Source organism: Pseudoalteromonas sp. CH_XMU1449-3, assembly GCF_037027245.1.
GTDB lineage: Bacteria > Pseudomonadota > Gammaproteobacteria > Enterobacterales > Alteromonadaceae > Pseudoalteromonas > Pseudoalteromonas shioyasakiensis.
In genome coordinates this window covers 16,318-38,095 of the sequence record NZ_JAYMDY010000022.1, presented here as the reverse complement: position 1 = coordinate 38,095, position 21,778 = coordinate 16,318, and the positions used below count along the sequence as shown (strand labels likewise).

The 21,778-nt window shown below is 41.4% G+C and carries 20 protein-coding genes and 1 pseudogene; 14 read left to right on the top strand and 7 right to left on the bottom strand.

Features of this window, described 5'->3' with window-relative positions; all coding sequences use genetic code 11:
* Positions 1–4 precede the first annotated feature (4 nt).
* Positions 5–109, top strand: coding sequence for an IS3 family transposase (locus WA256_RS18930; RefSeq protein ID WP_138602026.1), 105 nt, complete (start codon positions 5–7; stop codon positions 107–109).
* Between the two features lie 85 nt (positions 110–194).
* On the opposite strand, the gene WA256_RS18925 is transcribed toward WA256_RS18930, so the two are convergent.
* Positions 195–875, bottom strand: coding sequence for a DUF3334 family protein (locus tag WA256_RS18925; RefSeq protein ID WP_054561772.1), 681 nt, complete (start codon positions 873–875; stop codon positions 195–197).
* Positions 876–993: 118 nt separating this feature from the next.
* On the opposite strand from WA256_RS18925, the gene cmoA reads away from it, so the two are divergent.
* The 5 genes from cmoA (at position 994) to WA256_RS18900 (ending at position 5,360) form a co-directional block, all read left to right on the top strand.
* Positions 994–1,719 carry a carboxy-S-adenosyl-L-methionine synthase CmoA gene (gene cmoA, locus WA256_RS18920; protein ID WP_058585302.1) on the top strand — a complete coding sequence of 242 codons (726 nt, stop codon included), beginning with the start codon at positions 994–996 and terminating at the stop codon, positions 1,717–1,719.
* A gap of 27 nt (positions 1,720–1,746) precedes the next feature.
* Positions 1,747–2,715, top strand: coding sequence for a tRNA 5-methoxyuridine(34)/uridine 5-oxyacetic acid(34) synthase CmoB (gene cmoB / locus WA256_RS18915; protein ID WP_054551592.1), 969 nt, complete (start codon positions 1,747–1,749; stop codon positions 2,713–2,715).
* A 200-nt stretch (positions 2,716–2,915) separates the two neighbouring features.
* A complete protein-coding gene (gene purM, locus WA256_RS18910) occupies positions 2,916–3,968 on the top strand; it encodes a phosphoribosylformylglycinamidine cyclo-ligase (protein WP_063705981.1) in 1,053 nt (350 codons plus the stop codon).
* The gene (gene purN / locus WA256_RS18905; protein WP_054551594.1) at positions 3,968–4,615 is read left to right on the top strand and encodes a phosphoribosylglycinamide formyltransferase; all 648 of its coding nucleotides are present in this window, start codon (positions 3,968–3,970) and stop codon (positions 4,613–4,615) included. The genes purM and purN overlap by 1 nt, the downstream gene beginning before the upstream one ends.
* Entirely contained in the window at positions 4,560–5,360 is an 801-nt protein-coding gene (locus WA256_RS18900; protein WP_335992894.1) for a DUF3108 domain-containing protein, read from the top strand. Before purN ends, WA256_RS18900 begins: the two co-directional genes overlap by 56 nt.
* A gap of 18 nt (positions 5,361–5,378) precedes the next feature.
* Here the strand turns inward: WA256_RS18900 and WA256_RS18895 are convergent, their stop codons facing one another.
* Positions 5,379–6,143 carry a class II glutamine amidotransferase gene (locus WA256_RS18895; protein WP_054551596.1) on the bottom strand — a complete coding sequence of 255 codons (765 nt, stop codon included), beginning with the start codon at positions 6,141–6,143 and terminating at the stop codon, positions 5,379–5,381.
* Positions 6,144–6,480: 337 nt separating this feature from the next.
* Here WA256_RS18895 and fadE point away from each other — a divergent pair, with 337 nt between their 5' ends.
* The 4 genes and pseudogenes from fadE (at position 6,481) to WA256_RS18875 (ending at position 12,322) form a co-directional block, all read left to right on the top strand.
* A complete protein-coding gene (gene fadE / locus WA256_RS18890; protein WP_335992893.1) occupies positions 6,481–8,937 on the top strand; it encodes an acyl-CoA dehydrogenase FadE in 2,457 nt (818 codons plus the stop codon).
* A 199-nt stretch (positions 8,938–9,136) separates the two neighbouring features.
* Positions 9,137–11,061: pseudogene (locus WA256_RS18885) on the top strand (S9 family peptidase).
* A 303-nt stretch (positions 11,062–11,364) separates the two neighbouring features.
* On the top strand, positions 11,365–11,802 hold the full coding sequence (locus WA256_RS18880; RefSeq protein WP_335992891.1) for a SulA-like leucine-rich domain-containing protein: 438 nt from the start codon (positions 11,365–11,367) through the stop codon (positions 11,800–11,802).
* Positions 11,803–11,842: 40 nt separating this feature from the next.
* Positions 11,843–12,322, top strand: a complete 480-nt coding sequence (locus WA256_RS18875) for a YchJ family protein (protein ID WP_335992890.1) — start codon at positions 11,843–11,845, stop codon at positions 12,320–12,322.
* 153 nt (positions 12,323–12,475) lie between these two features.
* Here the strand turns inward: WA256_RS18875 and WA256_RS18870 are convergent, their stop codons facing one another.
* On the bottom strand, positions 12,476–13,306 hold the full coding sequence (locus WA256_RS18870; RefSeq protein ID WP_335992889.1) for an alpha/beta hydrolase: 831 nt from the start codon (positions 13,304–13,306) through the stop codon (positions 12,476–12,478).
* Between the two features lie 2 nt (positions 13,307–13,308).
* A complete protein-coding gene (locus tag WA256_RS18865) occupies positions 13,309–13,959 on the bottom strand; it encodes an alpha/beta fold hydrolase (RefSeq protein ID WP_442961454.1) in 651 nt (216 codons plus the stop codon).
* A gap of 357 nt (positions 13,960–14,316) precedes the next feature.
* Between WA256_RS18865 and WA256_RS18860 the strand changes: the two genes are divergently transcribed.
* Both WA256_RS18860 and WA256_RS18855 read left to right on the top strand, forming a co-directional pair.
* The gene (locus tag WA256_RS18860; protein ID WP_054551603.1) at positions 14,317–15,204 is read left to right on the top strand and encodes a LysR substrate-binding domain-containing protein; all 888 of its coding nucleotides are present in this window, start codon (positions 14,317–14,319) and stop codon (positions 15,202–15,204) included.
* A gap of 55 nt (positions 15,205–15,259) precedes the next feature.
* Entirely contained in the window at positions 15,260–16,024 is a 765-nt protein-coding gene (locus WA256_RS18855) for a YdcF family protein (protein ID WP_269407858.1), read from the top strand.
* A gap of 5 nt (positions 16,025–16,029) precedes the next feature.
* Here the strand turns inward: WA256_RS18855 and WA256_RS18850 are convergent, their stop codons facing one another.
* A complete protein-coding gene (locus WA256_RS18850) occupies positions 16,030–16,782 on the bottom strand; it encodes a Nif3-like dinuclear metal center hexameric protein (protein WP_335992883.1) in 753 nt (250 codons plus the stop codon).
* Between the two features lie 150 nt (positions 16,783–16,932).
* On the opposite strand from WA256_RS18850, the gene WA256_RS18845 reads away from it, so the two are divergent.
* A complete protein-coding gene (locus WA256_RS18845) occupies positions 16,933–17,310 on the top strand; it encodes a hypothetical protein (protein ID WP_054561783.1) in 378 nt (125 codons plus the stop codon).
* Positions 17,311–17,340: 30 nt separating this feature from the next.
* Here the strand turns inward: WA256_RS18845 and WA256_RS18840 are convergent, their stop codons facing one another.
* Positions 17,341–17,817, bottom strand: coding sequence for an HPP family protein (locus WA256_RS18840; RefSeq protein WP_335992881.1), 477 nt, complete (start codon positions 17,815–17,817; stop codon positions 17,341–17,343).
* A 100-nt stretch (positions 17,818–17,917) separates the two neighbouring features.
* Here WA256_RS18840 and WA256_RS18835 point away from each other — a divergent pair, with 100 nt between their 5' ends.
* On the top strand, positions 17,918–18,460 hold the full coding sequence (locus WA256_RS18835) for a TetR/AcrR family transcriptional regulator (protein ID WP_335992879.1): 543 nt from the start codon (positions 17,918–17,920) through the stop codon (positions 18,458–18,460).
* Between the two features lie 54 nt (positions 18,461–18,514).
* On the opposite strand, the gene WA256_RS18830 is transcribed toward WA256_RS18835, so the two are convergent.
* Positions 18,515–21,700: an amidohydrolase family protein gene (locus WA256_RS18830; protein ID WP_335992877.1), complete on the bottom strand. Its 3,186-nt coding sequence runs from the start codon at positions 21,698–21,700 to the stop codon at positions 18,515–18,517.
* Positions 21,701–21,778 lie beyond the last annotated feature (78 nt).

The window sequence follows — 21,778 nt, the reverse complement described above, 5'->3', positions numbered from 1 at the left end:
TGAAATGACAACACAAACGTATTTTTATATTGAAAAATACTACAACTCAGTAAGAAGGCATGGCACCCTTGGGTATAAAAGTCCCATGCAATACGAACAAGTTAATTAAACCCCGTGTCTACTTTATCGGGGTCAGATCACTTATATTTTATCTGATGGCTGAAAGCTGATAGCTGACAGCTCAAGTCGTTAGGTTACAAACCAAGTTCTGCCATAAAATCATCATCTGCATCGTCTGCTTGTGATGACGCTTTTTGCTTTTCAGCTTTTTGTTTAGCTTCGTTTTCGATGATGTCATCTGGGTCAACCGCTTCTGAAATATCAAAATCATGTAGTTTGATAAATTCAGTTTTATCCATTGCCAGTTCAAGGTAGAAGATATTTTGCTTCGCAGTAGTGAATGTCACACGGCGTGCTTGTGGTCTATCCATGGTAGTATCAACAGAAATTTGCACCTGTTTGTTAATCGCCATCATCTTAGGTTGGTTTTGTGTAATAGAAGTATGCAGTTGGTCGCGTACTTTTGACGTAAAGTCACCAACGATTTGGTTCATCAGCTCGCCGAGTACGTTTGCCACATCATCTGATAAATGGCTTTGTGCAATTTCGTCCTCAGGCATACCCATGTTACGCATATAGTCATGGTAAATTTCCATGGCTGCTTGCGCTGTGAAGTTTGTTACCACAAGACCGGTAAAGCCACCATCGAACAATACAAAACAGCCAATATCTGGGCGCATACAGGTGCGGGTGATTTTTTGAACCATAGCAGAATAACTAATACTGTTACCGCTTGCTGAAGACAGAACTCCAGTCACTGAATGACACAGAGTTGATAAGATATCTTCTGTACTGATCACTTTGCTTTTTGTCATTAAACTTCTCTTTTTTGTACTTGTTATTGATAATTCTAGCCAAGCTACTGAATTTATCACTGACTATCCAGTTAAAAATGCTAAAATAGCGGTATTATTTTTTAAAGAGACTGTTCAAGTGACGCAAAAAGACAGTATTTATGCCACTGAGCAAGCGGTTAAAGACTTTAGCTTTGACCAACATGTAGTAGAAGTTTTCCCAGATATGATCCAGCGCTCGGTGCCGGGTTACGCAACCATTGTTAGCACCATGGGTAAGCTGGCTGGCGAGTACGCGCAAAGCAATTCAAACCTATACGACTTAGGCTGTTCTCTTGGTGCTGTAACGTTAAGTATGCGCCGTAATATTCGCACTGATAACTGTAATATCATTGCTGTTGATAATTCAGAAGCGATGGTTGAGCGCTGTAAATTACATTTACAAGGTTTTCGCTCTGAAGTACCAGTCACAGTTACACTAGGTGATATCAACGATTTAGCTATCGAGAATGCCTCTGTGGTCGCGATGAACTTTACACTACAGTTTATTCCACCTGAAAAGCGCCAAGCGGTGCTTGAAAAGATTTACGCAAATTTAAAACCAGGCGGTGTTTTGCTGCTGAGCGAAAAAATTAGAGGTGAAAATGAGCAATGCGATAATTTGCTCATTGATTTACACCATGATTTCAAACGTCACAACGGCTATTCAGAGCTTGAGATCAGCCAAAAGCGTACGGCTATCGAAAATGTCATGCGCCCTGATCATTTATCTACCCACTTAAACCGGTTAAGTGAAATTGGTTTTAGCCAAACGCAAGTGTGGTATCAATGTTTTAACTTCTGCTCGATGATTGCAATCAAGTAATCATCACAACGATATAAAGAGTATTTCATGTCTCAATGGTTTAACCAATTTTACGCTGCGATTGCACAAAGCCCGCTTAGCCACTGGCTCGAAACTTTGCCAGGTCAATTAAAGCACTGGGAACTAGAAGCCAGCCACGGTGATTTACCGAAATGGCAAAAAGTGCTGAAAAACTTACCTGAGGTAAGCACAAACCATGTGAATCTTCAGGATAAAGTACAAATTGGCACCGGTGATGAGCTATCTGAAGGTCAGCAAAAACAGTTAACGCATTTATTAAAGCGCATGATGCCATGGCGTAAAGGGCCATTTAGCTTACACGGTATCGAAATTGATACTGAGTGGCGCAGTGATTGGAAATGGGATCGTTTACTGCCTCATATCGAACCGTTAAAAGGCCGCACTGTGCTTGATATTGGCTGTGGCTCAGGTTATCACTTGTGGCGCATGCGTGGTGAAGGCGCAAATTTTGTGGTGGGCATTGATCCATCCGATTTGTTCTTATGCCAATTCCAAGCGATAAAGCATTATCACCAAGATGAAAACGTGCATTTATTACCATTAGGTGTTGAAGCTCTGCCAGAGCTAAAAGCATTCGATACAGTATTTTCAATGGGTGTTTTATATCATCGTCGTTCACCTATCGACTTTTTAGCGCAATTAAAAGCACAGCTTCGCCCTGGTGGTGAGTTAGTCCTTGAAACACTGGTTGTTGAAGGTGATGAGCACACAGTTTTAGTGCCAACTGACCGCTATGCGAAAATGCGTAATGTATGGTTTATCCCAAGCACCGCGGCATTAAAACTATGGATGGAGCGCGTTGGCTTTAAAGATGTACAAGTTAAAGACTGCGCAATCACAACGCTTGAAGAACAACGTAAAACCCAGTGGATGGAAAACGAATCATTAGTCGACTTTTTAGACCCAAATGACACCAGCAAAACCATTGAAGGTTACCCTGCCCCTCTTCGCGCTATTTTAACCGCGAAAGCTTAACAAATAGTGAGAAGTTTCGAGTTTCAAGGTTAAAAGTTCATTTGCCTGATACTTTTGCCTTGGAACTTGAAAACAAAAAACCGGACAACTGTCCTTGTCAAGTCGGTTAAAGTGATTTTTCAACTAGCCGCGCCAGTGCAATTGTTGTAAAATACGCGCGTTTCTAAGCAACCCACATGCAACTTTTTTGAGGAAAACCTGTGAGCGAACAAAAACAGTCTCTTAGCTATAAAGACGCGGGCGTAGATATCGATGCCGGTAATGCACTTGTTGAGCGTATTAAAGGCGTAGTTAAAAAAACCAGACGTCCTGAAGTAATGGGCGGTATCGGTGGTTTTGGCGCACTTTGCGAACTACCAACTGGCTATAAAGAGCCTGTACTGGTTGCTGGCACAGACGGCGTTGGTACAAAACTACGTTTAGCAATCGATCTTAAAAAGCACGACACAGTGGGTATCGACCTTGTTGCTATGTGTGTAAACGACCTTATTGTACAAGGTGCAGAGCCACTATTTTTCCTTGATTACTATGCAACGGGTAAATTAGACGTAGACACTGCGGCTGATGTTGTAACAGGTATTGGTAAAGGCTGTGAGCTTTCTGGCTGTGCATTAATCGGTGGTGAAACTGCTGAAATGCCAGGTATGTACGACGGCGAAGACTACGACATGGCTGGTTTCTGTACTGGTGTTGTAGAAAAATCAAAAATTATCGACGGTACTAAAGTTGCTGCAGGCGACCAATTAATCGCCCTTGCATCAAGTGGTCCTCACTCAAACGGCTTCTCATTAATTCGTAAAGTTCTTGAAGTATCTGGCGCAGACACAAGCGCAGAGCTTGAAGGCAAAACACTTGGCGATCACCTTTTAGAGCCAACTCGTATCTACGTTAAACAACTACTTGAGCTATTCAAGCAGGTTGACGTACACGCGTTATCTCACATCACGGGTGGTGGTTTCTGGGAAAACATCCCGCGCGTACTTCCTGAATCTGCAAAAGCAGTTATCAAAGGTGACAGCTGGGAATGGCCTGTTGTTTTCAACTGGTTACAAGAAAACGGCAACATCACAACACACGAAATGTACCGTACATTCAACTGTGGTGTTGGTATGATTTTAGTTGTTCCAGCAGACAAACTTGAGCAAAGCTTAACAATCCTTAAAGATCTTGGCGAAAATGCATGGCATATCGGTGAGATCCAAGATGCGAAAGCAGGCGAAGAGCAAGTAGAAATTTTAGGTGGTCGTGACTAATGACCCCTTGTCGTCTTGTTGTATTAATTTCTGGTAGCGGTTCAAACCTTCAAGCCATCATCGACGCATGTGCGCGTGGTGAGATAAAAGCCGAAATCGCCGCTGTAATTAGTAATAAAGCCGACGCCTATGGCCTTGAACGAGCAAAAAATGCAGGTATACAAACACGTGTACTTAGCCATAAAGATTTTGACTCGCGCGAGGCCTATGATGCTGAGTTAATGGACATTATTGACAATTTTGAACCAAATCTAGTTGTATTAGCTGGTTTTATGCGTATTCTTACTCCTAGCTTAGTGCAAAAATTTAAGGGAAAAATGTTGAACATTCACCCTTCTTTGTTGCCTAAGTACCAAGGGCTGAATACCCACCAACGAGCGATAGATGCAAAAGATGACGTTCATGGTGTCAGTGTTCACTTTGTCACAGAAGAGCTAGACGGCGGTCCCGTTGTTCTTCAAGCCAAAGTGCCGGTACTCGAAAACGATACCGCAGAGACACTCGCACAACGTGTTCATCAGCAAGAACATATAATCTATCCATTGGTGGTCAAGTGGTTCAGTGAACAACGACTCAAGATGGAAGCAGATTATGCAGTTTTTGACGAAAAGAAACTTCCTGCACACGGCGCGCACTATCCAGAATAAAAATTTAAGTGCCCTACTCGCTTGTGTGGGCACTTTATTACTTCCTACCAGTGTTTTAGCTGGCGATCTCACTCAATATGAAGCCAAATACGATGTACTTCGTAAAGGTGAAACCCATGGTAAAGCAATCCGCGAGCTTAAAAAAGCAGCAGACGGTAACTACGTGATCACTTATCACAGCGAAATCGAATGGATGATTTTTTCTGACTCACGAAAAGAAACATCTAAATTTACTTACCATGATCAAAAAATTTCTCCGCTAAGTTACACCATGGAGCGCTCAGGCACAGGGCCTGATAAAGAATACAGCTTAAAATTTGATGCGGCGCAAAAACAAGTACAAAGCAGCGAAAGTAAATACCCATTAAAGCTTGATTGGTCTGACGATTTTCAAGATTCACTGTCTTATCAAGTGCAAGTTCGCGAAGAGCTAAAACAAGGCAAAACGCAATTATCTTATCCACTTGTTGATAAAAAAGGCAATTTACGTAACTACAACTTTGAAGTTGTCGGCACAGAAATGATTTCATTGCCCATCGGCAATGTAGAAGCGATTAAAGTAAAACGTTTATACGATAACGACAAGCGTCAAGCACTCGCTTGGTTTGCCCCAGAAATGGACTACATGCTCGTGCGTATGTGGAAAGGTGAAAAAGGCGTAGAGCAATTTGAAGTGCAACTTAATTCATTCACTGTGACCACACCAGTCGCCGTAACAAATGAAGTGAGTAATGAAGCGCCTTAATAGCGCTTCATCTTTTATTTAAATTTTTTCGCCCATTTTAAACAGTGCAAACTCACCGGGTTCCATTTTCTGCCAGCGTTCATCATTGGTGAGAGGCCGTGTTGCAATAACGGTAACCACATCGTTCGGTGTGGTTTCTTTTTGAAAATCAATCACCATGTCTGCATCAATTAATGTCGCTTTGCCAAACGGTGCACGGCGTGTGATCCAATGTAGGTTATTAGTGCAATAAGCCAACACATAAACACCATCGGTAAGTAACATATTAAATACGCCTTTTTCGCGCAGCGTATGGGCAAGCTTTGCCGCGTAACGAAATACAGACGCCATATTTGATGGCCGCTTAGGGTATTTTTCGCGGATCTTATCGAGCAGCCAACAAAACGCCAGTTCACTGTCAGTGTTACCGACAGGTCGATAATAGTCTGGCTTTAAATCATGATAATTAGATAATTGCCCGTTGTGTGCATACGTAATTTCACGGCCCCATAACTCGCGGGTAAACGGATGCGTGTTTTCAAGGCATACACGACCACGATTCCCTTGGCGAATATGGCTTATCACCGAAATACTTTTTATAGGATACGCTTTAACGAGTTTGGCAATTTCTGATTGGCAACTTGGCTCGGGATCTTTAAATGTGCGACAGCCCTTACCCTCATAAAAGGTGATGCCCCAACCATCTTTATGCGGGCCAGTGTTTCCACCACGCTCTAATAAGCCCGAAAAACTAAAACAAATATCCGTTGGTACATTGGCTGACATGCCAAGCAACTCACACATAGAACTATTAACCTATAAAACTAATCGAAGTAAAAGGCATGATGGGCTGATCCCTGCCTGCGCTCATTGTTGTACATAGCGCTAAAGATGGCAACTGCTATGCTGAGATTTTCAGAACTATCTGATAAATAGTGCATATTTTACACACCTTTTTACGTGTACCATTTACATAAACTAAATAGTCATAAGCCCACTGTAAATTTTTTTGCACTGTTCATACAGTTTACTCATTAAAAGGTTTTACAAAGCATCGTTTTATCTTTGTTCCCCTCTTGATAATTCATGGTTGTAGCGCTACTCTAAAAGAGGTGGTCTGACCTCTATTAAGGAATAATCAATGACTCTCATATTTTTACTTGGTTTACTCGTGCTACTTAGTGTGGCGAGTTACCACAGATCGAGCTGGAATACCTGTTTAGGTATTGCCATTGCGACCTTACTTGTTGGCACTTTTGCTGGCGCGTTTGGTGCAATCAGTTGGCTACTATTCTTACTTGTTGCTGTGCCACTTTCTGTGACAAGCATTCGTCAACAATACATCATCAAACCTATTTTTGCTGCATTTAAAAAAGTAACCCCGACAATGTCGGATACTGAAAAATCAGCAATCGATGCAGGTACTACGTGGTGGGAAGCGGATCTATTTTGTGGTCGTCCTGACTGGAACAAATTACACCAATACCCAGCACCAAAACTGACTATCGAAGAACAAGCGTTTATTGATGGCCCAGTTGAAGAAGTGTGTAGCATGTTAGATGACTGGCACGCAACTCACGAACTAACTGATTTACCGCAAGATGTTTGGCAATATCTAAAAGATAATAAATTCTTTGCCATGATCATCAAAAAAGAATTTGGCGGTTTAGAGTTTTCTGCTTATGCACAATCATGTGTACTGCAAAAGCTTACCAGTAAATCGACGCTACTTTCTTCTATCGTAGGTGTACCTAACTCATTAGGTCCGGGCGAATTACTTCAACACTATGGTACTAAAGAGCAAAAAGATCATTACTTACCACGCTTAGCAAGTGGTCAAGAGATCCCATGTTTTGCTTTAACATCACCAGAAGCAGGTTCTGACGCAAGTGCAATTCCTGATTACGGTGTTGTTTGTAAAGGTCAATGGAACGGCGAAGAAGTTGTTGGTATTAGCCTAACATGGAACAAGCGTTACATTACTCTTGCTCCTGTTGCGACTGTACTTGGTCTTGCATTTAAACTACAAGATCCTGACGGTTTACTAGGTGATGATAAAGAGCCAGGTATTACCTGTGCGCTGATCCCAACAGATACTCCGGGAGTAGAAATTGGCCGTCGTCACTTCCCGCTAAACGTTCCATTCCAAAATGGTCCTACTCGCGGTAAAGACATCTTCGTACCACTTGATTACATCATTGGTGGCCCGAAAATGGCCGGCCAAGGCTGGCGTATGCTTGTTGAATGTTTATCTGTTGGTCGTGCAATCACATTGCCGTCTAACTCAACAGGTGGCATTAAAACAATTGCGCTTGCAACAGGCTCTTACAGCCGTATTCGTCGTCAATTCCGTTTACCAATAGGTCAAATGGAAGGTGTTGAAGAGTCAATGGCAAAACTTGCAGGTTACGCATATAGCTCTGATGCTGCTGTTAGCATGTCTACAGGGGCTGTTGACCTTGGTGAAAAACCATCAGTTGTCTCTGCGATTATCAAATACCACTTAACTGAGCAAATGCGTGAAGCAACGATTCACGGCATGGATGTTCATGGTGGTAAAGGCATCATGCTTGGTCCAAACAACTACTTAGGCCGTGGCTACCAAGGTGCACCAATTGCTATTACCGTTGAAGGTGCAAATATCTTAACGCGTAACATGATCATTTATGGTCAAGGTGCAATTCGTTGTCATCCATTCGTGTTAACTGAGCTAGGTGCTTGTGCAATTGAAGACCGTGAAGAAGCGCTAGCAGTATTCGATAAAGCGTTAATGGGCCACGTTGGCTTTACTATTTCGAACCTTGTTCGTACTAAGTGGTTAGCATTAACCAATGCTCGCTTCACAAGTACACCGTACAAAGACGAAACAGCTGAGTTTTACCGTGTTGCGTCACGTTTCAGTGCATCATTAGCATTAATGTCAGATATCAGCATGGCGGTATTTGGTGGTTCATTAAAACGTAAAGAGCGTATCTCTGCACGTTTAGGTGATTTACTAAGCTACTTATACCTTGTATCTGCAACACTTAAACGTTACAACGACGAAGGCCGTAAAAAAGAAGATTTTGCGCTTGTTCAATGGAGCTGCCAAGATCACCTTTACCACTGCCAACGTGCACTCGCTGACTTAATTAATAACATGCCATCTGCACCACTACGTGCAATGCTAAAAATCATGTTATTCCCATTCGGTCGTCCCGTTCGTAAGCCTACTGATAAGCTTGAGCACAAACTTGCACACTTATTACAAGTACCGAGCGAAACTCGTAACCGTTTAGCTAACTACATTTATCTTAAAAACGAGCCACTTAACCTTGTTGGTCGTCAAGAGCAAACCCTAAAAGACATTCTTGAAGTTGAGCCTCTGTTTGACAAGGTATGCCGTGAAAAAGGCGTAAAACTGCCTTTCTTCCAGCTTGATAAAGTAGCGCAAATGGGCCTAGAAGCAGGCATTTTAAGCCAAGCTGAAGCCGACAAACTAGCTGCTGTTGAAAAAGCCCGTCTTGACGTTATTAACGTTGACGACTTTGACCCAGCAGACTTAGTTGCAGGTAATGTTGCCCGCGGCGAGAGCGAAAAAAAAGCAGACGCCGCTTAAGCTAGCAAAACAATTCCAATTGTTATGAAAAACCAAACCAGCGCAAATTGCGCTGGTTTTTTTGTTTAAAAACCCTCTAGCACATTTTTTGTCCCTAATTGATTACATGATTTGTAACAAATATCGAAGTGGTAAAACTTGCGTTTAGATTATGAACAGGCAACACTTGATAACGAAAAATTAACAAGGAATAATTACAATGAAACCGAGTTTTCAACTAGCTGCCGTTGCATGCGCACTTAGCCTTGCGCTTGCAGGATGTTCTCAATCAACCCCATCAACAAGTAGCACCGAAAGCGTGCAACAAAGCCAAACTGTTAAACAGTATGATGCTGAAACCTTTTTTGATACAACCTCAATTATGGGCAGCAGCTTTTCACCGAAAGGCGACAAAATACTCGTTAGCAGTGACGAAAGCGGCATTTATAGCCTTTATGAAGTAGATATAAAAACCGCCAAAAAACCCGCTTAACAGACTTTGAAGACAGTACTTATGCTGTGGCTTATTTCCCTAAAGATGAGCGCGTACTATTTACTAAAGACTCAGGCGGTAACGAGCGTTATCACATTTACGTTCGCGAAACAGATGGCACAGTTAAAGATCTTACACCAGGTGAAGAAACCCGTGCAGGATTTGCAGGCTTCACAGAAGACGGTAAACACTTTTTTATAACCAGCAATCAGCGTGATGCTAAGTTTATGGACCTATATCGTGTTGATGCTAACAGCTATGAAGTAACGCCTGTTTATCAAAATACTATGGGGCTAGATGTCGGTGCGATCAGCCCTGACGGCCGCTTTATTGCTTTATCGAAAAACAATTCGAACAAAGACAGCGATGTTTTTATTCTCGATACGCGTAAAAAAACACTGAAACCAGAGCTCATTACCCGTCATGACGATGACGCTAAGTATGGCCCAGAAACCTTCTCAAGAGACAGTAAATCATTGTATTACTCAACCGATGCCAAAGGTGAATTTGCAGAGGTGTGGCGCTATGACTTAACGACCGGCGAGCACAGCCCTGCCCTCAAAGATGAGTGGGATGTGAGTTTTATTTACTTCTCTAAATCTGGCCGTTATCAAGTAAGCGGTGTTAATGCTGACGCAAGCACTAAAGTGTCGATAATTGATACCACAACAGGTAAAGGTATTGCCATGCCATCGCTGCCAGCTGGTAACTTACGTGGTGTGAACTTTTCAGCTGATGAAAAGACCATGGCATTTTATTTAAATTCAGATACCTCGCCAAGTAACCTATTTGTGTGGCAACTCGGTGAATCAAAAGCTAAACAATTAACCAACACATTAAGTGATGCCATTGATCAAAATGACTTGGTTGAAAGCACAATTGTGCGCTTTAAAAGCTTTGATGGTTTAGAGATCCCTGGGGTTTTATATAAGCCTAAGCAAGCTAATAGCAACAACAAAGTACCAGCTTTAGTTTGGGTGCACGGCGGTCCTGGCGGACAAAGTCGCACAGGATATAGTGCAATGCAGCAGCATCTAGTCAATCATGGTTATGCCATTTTTGCAGTTAATAACCGTGGCAGCTCAGGCTATGGTAAAACCTTCTTCCATTTAGATGATAAAAAACACGGCACTGACGATTTACAAGATATTGTTTACGGTAAAAAACACCTACAAAGCCTAGATTGGGTTGATGCTGATAAAATTGGCATCATGGGGGGCAGCTATGGTGGTTTTATGACCGCCGCAGCACTTGCCTTTGAACCTGAAGAGTTCAAAGTAGGCATTAATATATTTGGTGTAACAAACTGGGTTAGAACCTTAAACTCGATTCCACCATGGTGGGAAAGCTTTAAAAAGGCACTGTATGATGAAATGGGCGACCCAGCGACAGATAGTGAACGTCACCGTGCCATTTCGCCACTATTTCATGCTAAAAACATCACCAAGCCATTAATGGTGATCCAAGGTGCTAACGACCCTCGCGTTTTACAAGCTGAAAGCGATGAACTTGTTGCCGCTGTAAAGGCAAATGGTGTGCCTGTTGAATATGTATTATTCGATGATGAAGGCCATGGTTTTACTAAAAAAGAAAACCGCATAAAAGCCTCAAATGCATACCTTGAGTTCTTAAATACCTACTTAGATAAATAGCAAAATTGCAAAGATAAAGAGCCGGTATTATGCCGGCTTTTTTATGCAAAACACCTGTATAGAATCAAAATTTAACAGCTTACACAGTACTGTATAAAACACTGTATGGAATTAATGGTAAATTTTTCACCTTTTTCCCACCTTCAAATTGAAAACATAAACCACTGTTTTATAAAAATTAAATTATTTTAATTAAAATAAAACTGAATCATTGGTTAAAAAATAGCAAAAAAGTACTTGCGCAAAAACACTGTATAAACTACTGTATACACATACTGTATAAACAACCAGTGAGTGAAAGTTATGTTACAGCCAATTACCTTAAGAACAGTTAAAAGCTACCAGCAAGATAACGACAAAGCGTCTGTTAATTTAATTCAAATTGAAGACGAAATTTCAGCAACTTTTGAGCTATTAAAAGTATTGCATCATTACAATAGCCAAAATGCATGGACACTATTAATTGCTCCTGATCATGTTCCTAGTAAAGCCTTACTAGATTCATGTTCGATTGATACCAGCAAACTTCTTGTGATCAGACAAAAACATTTAGTTAATCTTGAGTATGTTCTTAGTTCAGCATTACATAACGGTAATTTTGCTGCTGTGATCACATGGACAGATATTGTAAACAATCATCAACTTGATTCGATGAACTTAAACCTTGAGCAGGCATCTGCTAAATTTTATTCTTTTACAAAAAGCGCTCAATTAAACAATTTAGTACCGCAGCCACAATAGGCTTGTTAAAATAACAATTTACAGTTTTAGGTAAGTTGTTATGACATCACTCACACACTCCCTTTGTCCTTGTGGCAGCGAATCGACTTACGAGCTTTGCTGCCAGCCTTTTCATACAGGTGCAAGCCAAGCTGATACGCCAGAGCAACTTATGCGTTCTCGTTTTAGTGCTTACGCACTAAAAGATGCAAAATATGTATTTAGTACTTATGCACAAAGTCAGCAAGCCGCGAACCCGGTTCGCGAAATTAAAGATTTTGCTAATAGCTGCCGTTTTACCAAACTCAGTGTTTTAGAGACTGAACATAACGAGCAAGAAGGCTTTGTAGAATTTAAAGCAAATTACTTTTACCAAAACTTGTATTGTGAGTTACACGAAAAGTCGCGTTTTATTAAAGAAGATGGCCTATGGCGTTACCTAGATGGTGATATAACGCCAGTTGCAGATGTTAAAATTGGCCGTAACGACGAGTGCCCTTGTGGTAGCGGCAAAAAATATAAAAAGTGTCACGCTCTTTAATTGCTCTGATACCAATCCGCTTAATTAAGTAGTCTATTTTGAGGCAATAAAACCTCGTTGATAACAAGGCAAAAATTTCGTTATTTAGTTGTTCTAAATGAGAAATTTTTAACGCAGTTAGCGACAGGTTTGATCCCTCAAAATGATTAAGTATTATTGCGGGTTGGTATTAACCTGGTAAATCCAGTCTAAGGCTTGGGTAATCGTTGTTGGGAATGCAGTTGCATGGCGTGCCTGAGGGATAACAAATAAATTTGTTGTAACCAGCGCGCCACTTTGTTTATTAATTTTAGCTGCTAATTGCCTTGCGCCCGACACCATTTTTTCACCTTCGCTTTCTTCAAGTTCTCCAACTGCGATGTAAACTTTTGTTGTGTTGGCAGCTGGTTTTACAGCCATAGCTAATATTGAGTTTTCTTTAAACCACACTGAAGGACTGCCGATAATGTAACTTGAAAAAAGCGAAGGCTCACTGAATAAGGTATAAGCCGCAAATAAACCGCCAAGAGAGTTACCGACTAACGTACTTTTTTGGGTTGTTCTGAAGCCGGCCTCAATATAAGGCAATACAGTATGTTTTAGGTAGTTTAGATACTGACTTGCTCCGCCAGTTTTACGCTGCCAATTTTTATCTTCAAATGGCGTATAGTCATAAATACGGCTATTAAGTCCAGATACACCTTTTTGATATCCTACTGCAACGATAATTACCTCTTCTATAGCCCCAGAATTCATCATAAAGCGACTAGCACCAGAGGCAATTGGCAAACTGTAGTTTGCATCTAATAGGTAAACAACTGGGTAACGCTTCTGGTTTTGCTTTTGGTAGCTGCGTGGCAACTTAATCGTAATGGGGTATTCGTTTTCGGTATGTTTATCTTTAAGTAACACAGTATTAGTACGTGGCAAAGTAAACGGCTCAGCATGGCTTACATCGCTCACGCCCAAAACACTGATCACAAAAACGAGCAATATATAAGGCATAATTAATCCTTTAGCCACTTCTTAATTGGTAACAGCCACTCATCTTTTGGTTTATAAAATGCACCATGGGAGAGCCCTGTATTAATGCTTATTTCTTCGAACTTGGTTACGTCACTTCTATCAATTAAAAATTGGCAAGAGCCAACCTGATCTGAGCGCTCAAAGATAGAATACACCTTGCCATAAGCCTTAACTGATGTGTGATTTTTTATAAGGCCTGCACAACCTGCCAATATAATTAAGTTGATATGTGTACGTTTAAGTTCATTGGCTGCCAGGATCGACAATGCCCCGCCCCGTGAAAAACCAACCAAACTAATGTTCGACTCAGCAACACCGGCACTGATCAATGCTTCGACATCTGCAGCGAGTTTCTTCGCAAACGTAAATGGTTCAGTGTCTTTTGGCCTGTGATAGGCAATTAAATGATAACTCTCATCTGCCAGTGCTTCTTTTACAGCCACAAAATCATAAACCCCAAAGGTTTTGTGAACAGGCTTAGGGTTTGTCCCTTCGACGATAAAACCATGTGAATAAAAAACATAGTGACCATGCGGGTCAATCTCTGTTGGAAACTGGCTGTAAATAGTGCCAGCGCTAACAGGCAAAACCCAGCATGCACAGAGTAAAAGTACGGTACGTATCACAAGCATTCCTTTAAAAAATCACATTACACCTAATAGAAGATAATAACACCTTAAAAAATAATATCTTAGCAAACAACTAAACCCTACTCTCAATAATTTTAATTAAATATCAAATTACTAATAGCAAGCTGTATCACGATTTAAACTGCAAGTTTAAACTTGAGGTAAATTCATGGAATTTCATAGTTAAACTACAAAAAACAACATGACAACGCTGTCAATTATTTATGAAAAGGCGTATTGTAAAAAAGCAGTTAAAATAACTGCAGGTTTTAGACGTCTAGACGTTGAAAAAATAAATTCTAAGGCGTAGTATGTTCGTAATCTGAGTTAGACTCACATTTTCCATGAGATTTTTTAAAGATGATTGATATAAAGCACCTAAAAACCATAGCGACCCTTAAAGAAACAGGCTCTTTGGTCAATACCGCCCGTGAGTTGTTTTTAACTCAATCGGCTTTATCGCATCAAATTAAAGATCTCGAGAATAAGTTAGATTGCCAGCTGTTCGAACGTAAAACACAGCCTGTGCGTTTTACTCCGCAAGGTATGCTACTTCTGGAGCTTGCTAATGAAGTATTACCTCGTGTTGAGGCAACAAAATGTCGGTTAAAAGAAAGCCTTAACCAGCCAATCTCAAATTTACGTTTAAGCGTTGAGTGTCATGCCTGCTTTCATTGGTTGCTCCCAACCATCAAAGAATTTAATAATTTTTGGCCTGATATTAAAATTGATTACGAGCGCGGCTTTAGTTACGACGCCATTCCAGATTTAATTAATGATGAATTAGACCTAGTGCTGACTTCTGATATTCGTGAACCAGATCAACTTGAGTATGCTCACCTGTTTGATTTTAAATTAAAACTGATCGTTGCACCGGATCATGAGTTGGCAAAAAAAGCCTATGTCACCGCCCTTGATTTAAAAAACGAAACAATTATTTCGTATCCTATCCCGCGTGAGCGCCAAGACATCTTTAAACATTTTATTCAAAATGCACGCTTTGATGGCACGCTTAAAACGGTTGACCAAGGCTTATTGATATTTCAATTAGTGAGTGCAGGTATGGGGGTTGCAGCATTACCAGACTGGCTAGTCACTCCTTATGAAAGCCAAGGACTCATTAAGTCTATTCCGTTAGGTGCACTAGGCCTTACTCGCCCTATGTATTTAGCGATGAAAAAGAATATGAAAGATAACCCAGTTTATCGCCACTTTTTAAATACGTGTAAGCAAAATAACGGTCGCTAAAACAAGGCAAAATAACTAACATAGCTGCATCTGTCACAGACAATAGTGTTGATACATGTTTGAAATTAAAAAGATCATTGGCTCATTATTAATGCCCCTGCCTTTGCTGGGGCTGCTTACTTTAGTGATGGTATTTTTAGCCATTGCACATAAACGCAAAGCACTCTATTTTGGCTTTATTAGTATTTTAACTTTAATGCTGATAAGCACGCCATTTATTGGTCAGTCACTGATAGCTGCAAGCAATAACCCTGCATGGCAATTTAAGCAAGCAAAACACCCTAAACTCGATAATATTGTGGTACTTGGCTGCTCTATAATGCCCAACTCGCGCCTTCAAGCAAACCACCAGTTAGGCGATTGCGCGCTTGCTCGATTACTTGAAGGTGTTAAGCTTGCCCACCACTACCCAAATGCCACCCTCTATGTATCAGGAGGCGGTTTTGCCAATACTACCAATAGCCAGCTCATGTTTGAAACAGCAAAAGCGTTAGGTATTTCTGCAACGAGAATTAAACAAAACTCCCTCGCTATGGATACCGCAGAAGAAGCGAAACGACTTGCCATTTATTTAGTCGATAAAAAAACTGCCCTAGTCACCTCAGCAAGCCACATGCCGCGAGCGAAAGACTTATTTAATGCACAAGGTGTTGATGTGATCCCAGCGGCAACCGACTTTCAAGATTTTAGTCAGTATCCAACGTATAAGCAGTTTATACCTAACATTGCAGTACTTGTTGCAGTGACCAGAGTAGCGCATGAGAAAATTGGCAGTGCTTGGGTGAGTGTGCGCCGCTGGATTGATCCAGAGGCGCTGTAGAACAATCAGACTGGATTATCGATATCGATAAACGTCACATCAAAACCGTGCTGCTCAGCTAAAAGCTCGCCTAAGGCTTTAATGCCATACCGCTCAGTAGCATGGTGACCAGCTGCAAAAAAGTCGATACCTTGCTCGCGTGAACTATGAATCGTTTGCTCAGAAGCCTCACCAGTGAGATAAGCATCAATTCCTTGGGCTGCCGCTAAATCAATATACCCTTGTCCGCCACCGGTGCACCAAGCGATGGTGTCGATTTTCTCTTTTCTTACCAAGCTTGTTAATGGTGCACGATTAAGTACTTGGGTAATTTTGTCGGCAAACTCTTCACCACTTAAAGGTGTTTTTAAACGGCCTTTTACCGGCACACTATTTGGACCAGATTCAAGCCCACCTGTGAACTCAATATCGAGTAACTTAGCCAGTTGTGCGTTATTACCAATTTCAGGGTGTATATCTAGCGGTAAATGATAGCCATATAAGTTAATATCATTATTTAAAAGCGCTGCAATACGGCGCTTTTTCATGCCCGTGATTGGCTGCGATTCCCCTTTCCAGAAATAGCCGTGATGTACCAAAATAGTATCTGCATTTTCTGCAATAGCAGCATCAATCAATGCTTGGCTAGCTGTGACACCCGTCACTATCTTTTTTACGTCGCTCGCACCTTCAACTTGTAAGCCATTTGGGCAAAAGTCAGCGATAGAATCAGGTTTAAGAATGTCGTTTAATAACTGAGTAAATTGTTTGCGTTGCATATAAAAATCGTCCTTCAACCCTCTATTTTGTGCAAATTTTGGCGTTTATGAGTGAAAAATGGAAGGAAAATCGCAAAAAATTGAAAAGTAAGCTGAAAATAGGTATAAATATATATTCTTAATCTGTGTTTACAACGTATAGGGTCTCTGATGAGCAAACTAGACAAAACAGAAGTGTTAAATGCCTTCGAAGCAGCATACGAAGCAGCGAATGGTAAGAAACCTGAAATCACAACAAAACCTGGTTGGTATAGCATCGACGGTGGCAAAAATATGCGCCTTGCTGATGTTGCAGCGCTGACTGAAGAGCTCACTTCTGGTAAAACAGCTGAGCCTAAAGCAGAAGAAGCACCTAAAGCACCAGCGAAAAAAACCAAAACTAAAACCGCTGCACCGGCTAAAACAGCTAAGAAAGCATCGTTCACTGTTGTTACAGCAAACGATGATGGTTACAAAGCTGAAGAGCTTTGGATTGTTAACCTAGCTGAAAAAGACCACGATTGTCGTTTACCGCGTGGTGTTGTGTAATCAAATTACACTTAGCAATTTTAAAAACCGCTACTCGTTAGCGGTTTTTTTATGGCTGTTCATTTGGCTAGTTATAACCCATTGGCTTAAATAGCCAAACAACACAATAAATACGGTTCCAATCAATACAGGCATCACTAAAAAGTCCCAGCTTTGCATAGATTGCATTATCAAAATTGGGTTTGCGCCTGCCGCTGGATGTACTGTGTCCGTCAACATCATTAGGCTAATTGCCAACCCTGTAGCTATAGCAATTTCAACAGGCCCTACACCGACATAATTTACAAAAACAACGCCGATTAGTGCAGTTAAAAAGTGCCCACCAATAACATTCTTCGCTTTAGCTAAAGGACTGTGTGGCACACCAAATACCAGAACCGCAGTTGCCCCAAATGGGGCCATCAACCACACCCCATAACTTCCTAATTGCTGTAAATAGGCCAATACAAAAATTGCCATACAAGCAAATATACCCGCAATGGCCGCCTTGCTTACTTTATTCTCCATAAAACCTCCAATTGGTAGACCGACTTGTCTACCCAGCAAATAGTAGACAAGTCGGTCTACTTCTGTCAAGCTATCATTAGTCATCTAATGAGGCCTTGTTATGGATAAACGAACACATATTATTTTGACCGCCCTGTCACTTTTTTATCAAAAAGGCATTCATAGTGTGGGAATAAACGAAATTATTAGTGTGGCGGGTGTCGCCAAAAAAACCATGTACCATCATTTCTCAAGTAAAGATGAGTTATTATTAGCGTGCCTTAGTGAGCGACATAACAGGTTTTTTAATTGGTTAACGCATGCCACCAGCAAGCTAACTACTGTTGAAGAATTTAAAATAGCTTTGATCAGCTGCCATGAAGCTTGGTTTAATTCTGAGGTGACTGAATTAGGTGATTTTAATGGCTGTTTATTTATTAACACTGCCGCTGAGTTTGCTGATCCTGCAAGCCCGATAAATCAAGCCTGCAAAGAGCATAAAATGGCAGTACAGCAGTTAATTAAACAGCGTCTATCAGCGTGTGAAAACATGGAAAGCTCTCAGCTAGACTCGCACAGCCACTATTTGATGACGCTTTTAGAGGGCATGATCTGCCAAGCAAAACTAGTAGGAATTAAACAGTTTCCTCATTTAAAGCAATAAATAAACAATAAAAAAGCGGCACAATGGCCGCTTTCAGTTTAGATTTTTGCTATGTTAGATTTTTTCAAAATATAACTTTTCGCGTTTTTTCTCACCCACTTCGTTCATGGTTGCAGCATCAAATAGACGACCATTGATCATGGTGTAATCGATTTTATCTGTATCACGAATGTTAGTCAGCGGGTTACCGTCAATAACAATTAAATCGGCAAGTTTACCAGGCTCAAGAGAACCGATGTTGTTATCAAGGCCAATGTATTTAGCAGGATCTAAGGTTGCTGCACGAATTGCTTCAAGTGGTGTCATACCACCTTGCGCAAACATCCAAATTTCCCAATGTGCCGCTAAACCTTCACGTTGACCGTGAGCACCAAGGTTTACTAAAACACCTAAGTCTTGCAGCTCTTTGGCAACACGGGCATTGTTAAAGTGGTTATAGTGATGATCGGGCGCCTTAACACGACGCATTGAGCGAGGTAAAAGCTGATTCTTTGGTACAAACTTACTTAAGCGCGGGTGATTCCACACATCCGTCTTGTCGTACCAATAATTTTCACCCCAAATACCACCGTAAGCTACACCGAGTGTCGGCGTATAACCCACATCGCTTTGAGACCAAAGCTGGCGAATATCATCGTAAATATTAGCAACAGGAATTGAGTGTTCAATACCCGTATGACCATCAACTACCATAGTTAAGTTGTGCTGCAGTAATGAACCGCCCTCTGGCACAACCATCATTTCAAGCTCACGGCCTGCTTCAATAACTTGCTGGCGCTGTTCACGACGAGGTTGGTTATATGATTTAACACTAAACGCACCTACTTTCTTTAAACGCTCAAGATGGAATTTTGCATCTTCTAACGAGTCAATATGCGATGTATAACCTGGCATATTCGCACCATATAAAATGGTACCCGTTGAGAAAATACGAGGGCCGACAATCATGCCTGCTTTTTGCATTTCGCTTGCAGCAAAAATCTCAGTCGTGTCGTTTGATGGATCGTGAATTGTCGTCACACCTAACGCTAAGCCTGCTAAGTTCTTCCAGTTTTGCTGTGGAATGATCTCATCGCTGCCTTGCGAGCCGTGCGCATGTGCATCAACAATACCCGGCATAATCGTCTTGCCAGTTACATCAATTACTTCTGCACCTTTAGGAATAACAACACTGTCTTTACTGCCAACCGCTTTAATATGCTTACCATCAGTAACAATAACGCCGTTTTCAATGACCTGCTCACCGTTCATGGTGATAATACGCGCACCAGTTAACGCGAATACTGATTTAGGCTCTGCCATGGTTTTTGTAAAACCGATGTTGTCGCCGCTTTTAACTTTAAAGTCAGTCTCTGCATTTTGGTTAATATCAAATAAACCCGCTAGGCTTGCATGATATAACTCTGGGCCTAAGCTCCAATAAAGTTTATCGCTTGTGCCACTCCAGCTGATGTTTTCACCGGCGCGAACAGAAAGCTGCTCAATTGGGAATTGGCTATCTTTCGGTCCAATATTAATGGTTTTGCCACGCTCAACGAATGGCGTAACAAATACCTTAAAACGTTCTGCAAAAGCTAAGTATTGGCCATCAGGTGATACTCTAAACTCTGTAGCATGTTCTGATTCGTAAAGTTTACGAACTTGCTTTGATTCAAGCTCAACAACACTTAATGTTGGTTTCGGCCAAGGGCTCATCACATAAATACGGTCATTCGCTGCACCAAATTGCGGCTGATATCCTGATTTAGTGATTAGCGTCGCTTTACCGCCTTTAGCACTTACTGAGTAAATGCCTGGCTCTAATGACCATGTTGGGTTAAGGATACTGCCGCCAGACGCTTTACGGTAAACAACTGTTTTGCCATCAGGGCTGAAAGTTGGTTCTACATATTTACCCGGCTCTTTAGTAATGGTATCGCCACGGCCACTGCGCGCAGATACAACACGTACTGAGCCCTGTTCGTTATCATCCCATGTGGTGTAAACAATCTTCTTACCATCACGAGAGAACTGCGGGAATAATTCAAAGTGGTCGTCTTGCTTAGTCAAGCGCTTTACTTTGCCAGACTCTAAATCACGTTTATAAATATGACCTAGCGCTTCAAATATAGCCGTTTCACCATCCGGTGAAATTTGTACATTGCGCAGCATTTTCACATCAAAATTATCGCTATCGATGTTTTGTGTAAAACGCACCGCTTTTTGAATTTGCTTATTGGTCTCAACTTTAAATGGAATAGTCGAGACAGACTTATCATCGACATCTAGCTTATGAATGGTACCACCCGCCCAAAAGACTAGTTGTTCGTTATCTGGCGTCCAAGCAATTGTTGGGTATACACCATGAATTGCCCATGTCTCTTGCATATCACGCTCAAGCTCGCCATACAGTTTTGTATGCTCACCGGTGTGAAGATCATATAAGTACAAGCTTGTTTGGAAATCATCGCGCTTGATATACGCAAGCTTTTTACCATCTGGTGAAGGTGTTGGTCGAATAGCCCCACCCATACCATCTATAATTGTTTCAATCTCTCCGGTTTCACGGTCATAGCGTTTAATTTTATAAATACCCGCTACAGAATCTTTAGAGTAATGGAATGTTTTACCCGGCGTTGCATCATGAGAGAAATAAACATAACGACCATCCGGTGAGAACATTGGCTCGCCTAAGTCTTTTTGGTCGTTTTCGCGTGCGGTTAGCTGTACACCTTTACCACCCGCTTTGTGGTAAAGCCATACTTCACCAGCCCCTAGAGAGCGGCTTGCTGTAAAGTGCTTACGCGCAACTAAATAGTCACCATCAGGGCTCCAAGCTGGGCTGTTTAACAAACGAAATGTTTCGTTCGTTACGGCTTTTTGGTTTTCACCATTTAAATCCATAACCCAAATATTGTCGCCACCTCCTTGGTCTGAAGTAAACGCAATGTGCTTACCATCAGGGCTAAAGCGTGGTTGCATTTGCCATGCAATATCACTGGTTAATTGCGTTGCTGTGCCACCTGACATTGGCATGGTATAAATATCGCCGAGTAGGTCAAACACCACTGTTTTACCATCAGGGCTAATATCTACGTTCATCCACGTGCCCTGCTCAACACTAATTTTAGCGTCTAGGAATTGGCCTTTTGGTGCGTCCACCTGCCACTTGTCGTCATTTGATTGCTCAGCTGCCGCCACTTGCCCAGTTAGAGCAAGTGAAATAGATACAGCGAGCGCTGTATGAAGCATTTTCTTCATTGAAATCTCACTTTTTATTGTTTTGCTTATATGCACACTTTTAAGATTGCACCAAATAGCATAGCAAGATTCCAGTGA

Bases quoted from the DNA above. Each gene is read 5' to 3' on its own strand.
- WA256_RS18860 (WP_054551603.1), top strand. From the start codon at position 14,317: ATGATTGATATAAAGCACCTAAAAACCATAGCGACCCTTAAAGAAACA.
- WA256_RS18865 (WP_442961454.1), bottom strand. From the start codon at position 13,959: ATGCTTGTGATACGTACCGTACTTTTACTCTGTGCATGCTGGGTTTTG.
- WA256_RS18840 (WP_335992881.1), bottom strand. From the start codon at position 17,817: ATGGAGAATAAAGTAAGCAAGGCGGCCATTGCGGGTATATTTGCTTGT.
- WA256_RS18870 (WP_335992889.1), bottom strand. From the start codon at position 13,306: ATGCCTTATATATTGCTCGTTTTTGTGATCAGTGTTTTGGGCGTGAGC.
- WA256_RS18880 (WP_335992891.1), top strand. From the start codon at position 11,365: ATGTTACAGCCAATTACCTTAAGAACAGTTAAAAGCTACCAGCAAGAT.
- WA256_RS18855 (WP_269407858.1), top strand. From the start codon at position 15,260: ATGTTTGAAATTAAAAAGATCATTGGCTCATTATTAATGCCCCTGCCT.
- fadE (WP_335992893.1), top strand. From the start codon at position 6,481: ATGACTCTCATATTTTTACTTGGTTTACTCGTGCTACTTAGTGTGGCG.
- WA256_RS18930 (WP_138602026.1), top strand. From the start codon at position 5: ATGACAACACAAACGTATTTTTATATTGAAAAATACTACAACTCAGTA.
- WA256_RS18900 (WP_335992894.1), top strand. From the start codon at position 4,560: ATGCAGTTTTTGACGAAAAGAAACTTCCTGCACACGGCGCGCACTATC.
- WA256_RS18830 (WP_335992877.1), bottom strand. From the start codon at position 21,700: ATGAAGAAAATGCTTCATACAGCGCTCGCTGTATCTATTTCACTTGCT.
- purN (WP_054551594.1), top strand. From the start codon at position 3,968: ATGACCCCTTGTCGTCTTGTTGTATTAATTTCTGGTAGCGGTTCAAAC.
- WA256_RS18895 (WP_054551596.1), bottom strand. From the start codon at position 6,143: ATGTGTGAGTTGCTTGGCATGTCAGCCAATGTACCAACGGATATTTGT.
- WA256_RS18925 (WP_054561772.1), bottom strand. From the start codon at position 875: ATGACAAAAAGCAAAGTGATCAGTACAGAAGATATCTTATCAACTCTG.
- WA256_RS18850 (WP_335992883.1), bottom strand. From the start codon at position 16,782: ATGCAACGCAAACAATTTACTCAGTTATTAAACGACATTCTTAAACCT.
- WA256_RS18875 (WP_335992890.1), top strand. From the start codon at position 11,843: ATGACATCACTCACACACTCCCTTTGTCCTTGTGGCAGCGAATCGACT.
- WA256_RS18835 (WP_335992879.1), top strand. From the start codon at position 17,918: ATGGATAAACGAACACATATTATTTTGACCGCCCTGTCACTTTTTTAT.
- cmoB (WP_054551592.1), top strand. From the start codon at position 1,747: ATGTCTCAATGGTTTAACCAATTTTACGCTGCGATTGCACAAAGCCCG.
- WA256_RS18845 (WP_054561783.1), top strand. From the start codon at position 16,933: ATGAGCAAACTAGACAAAACAGAAGTGTTAAATGCCTTCGAAGCAGCA.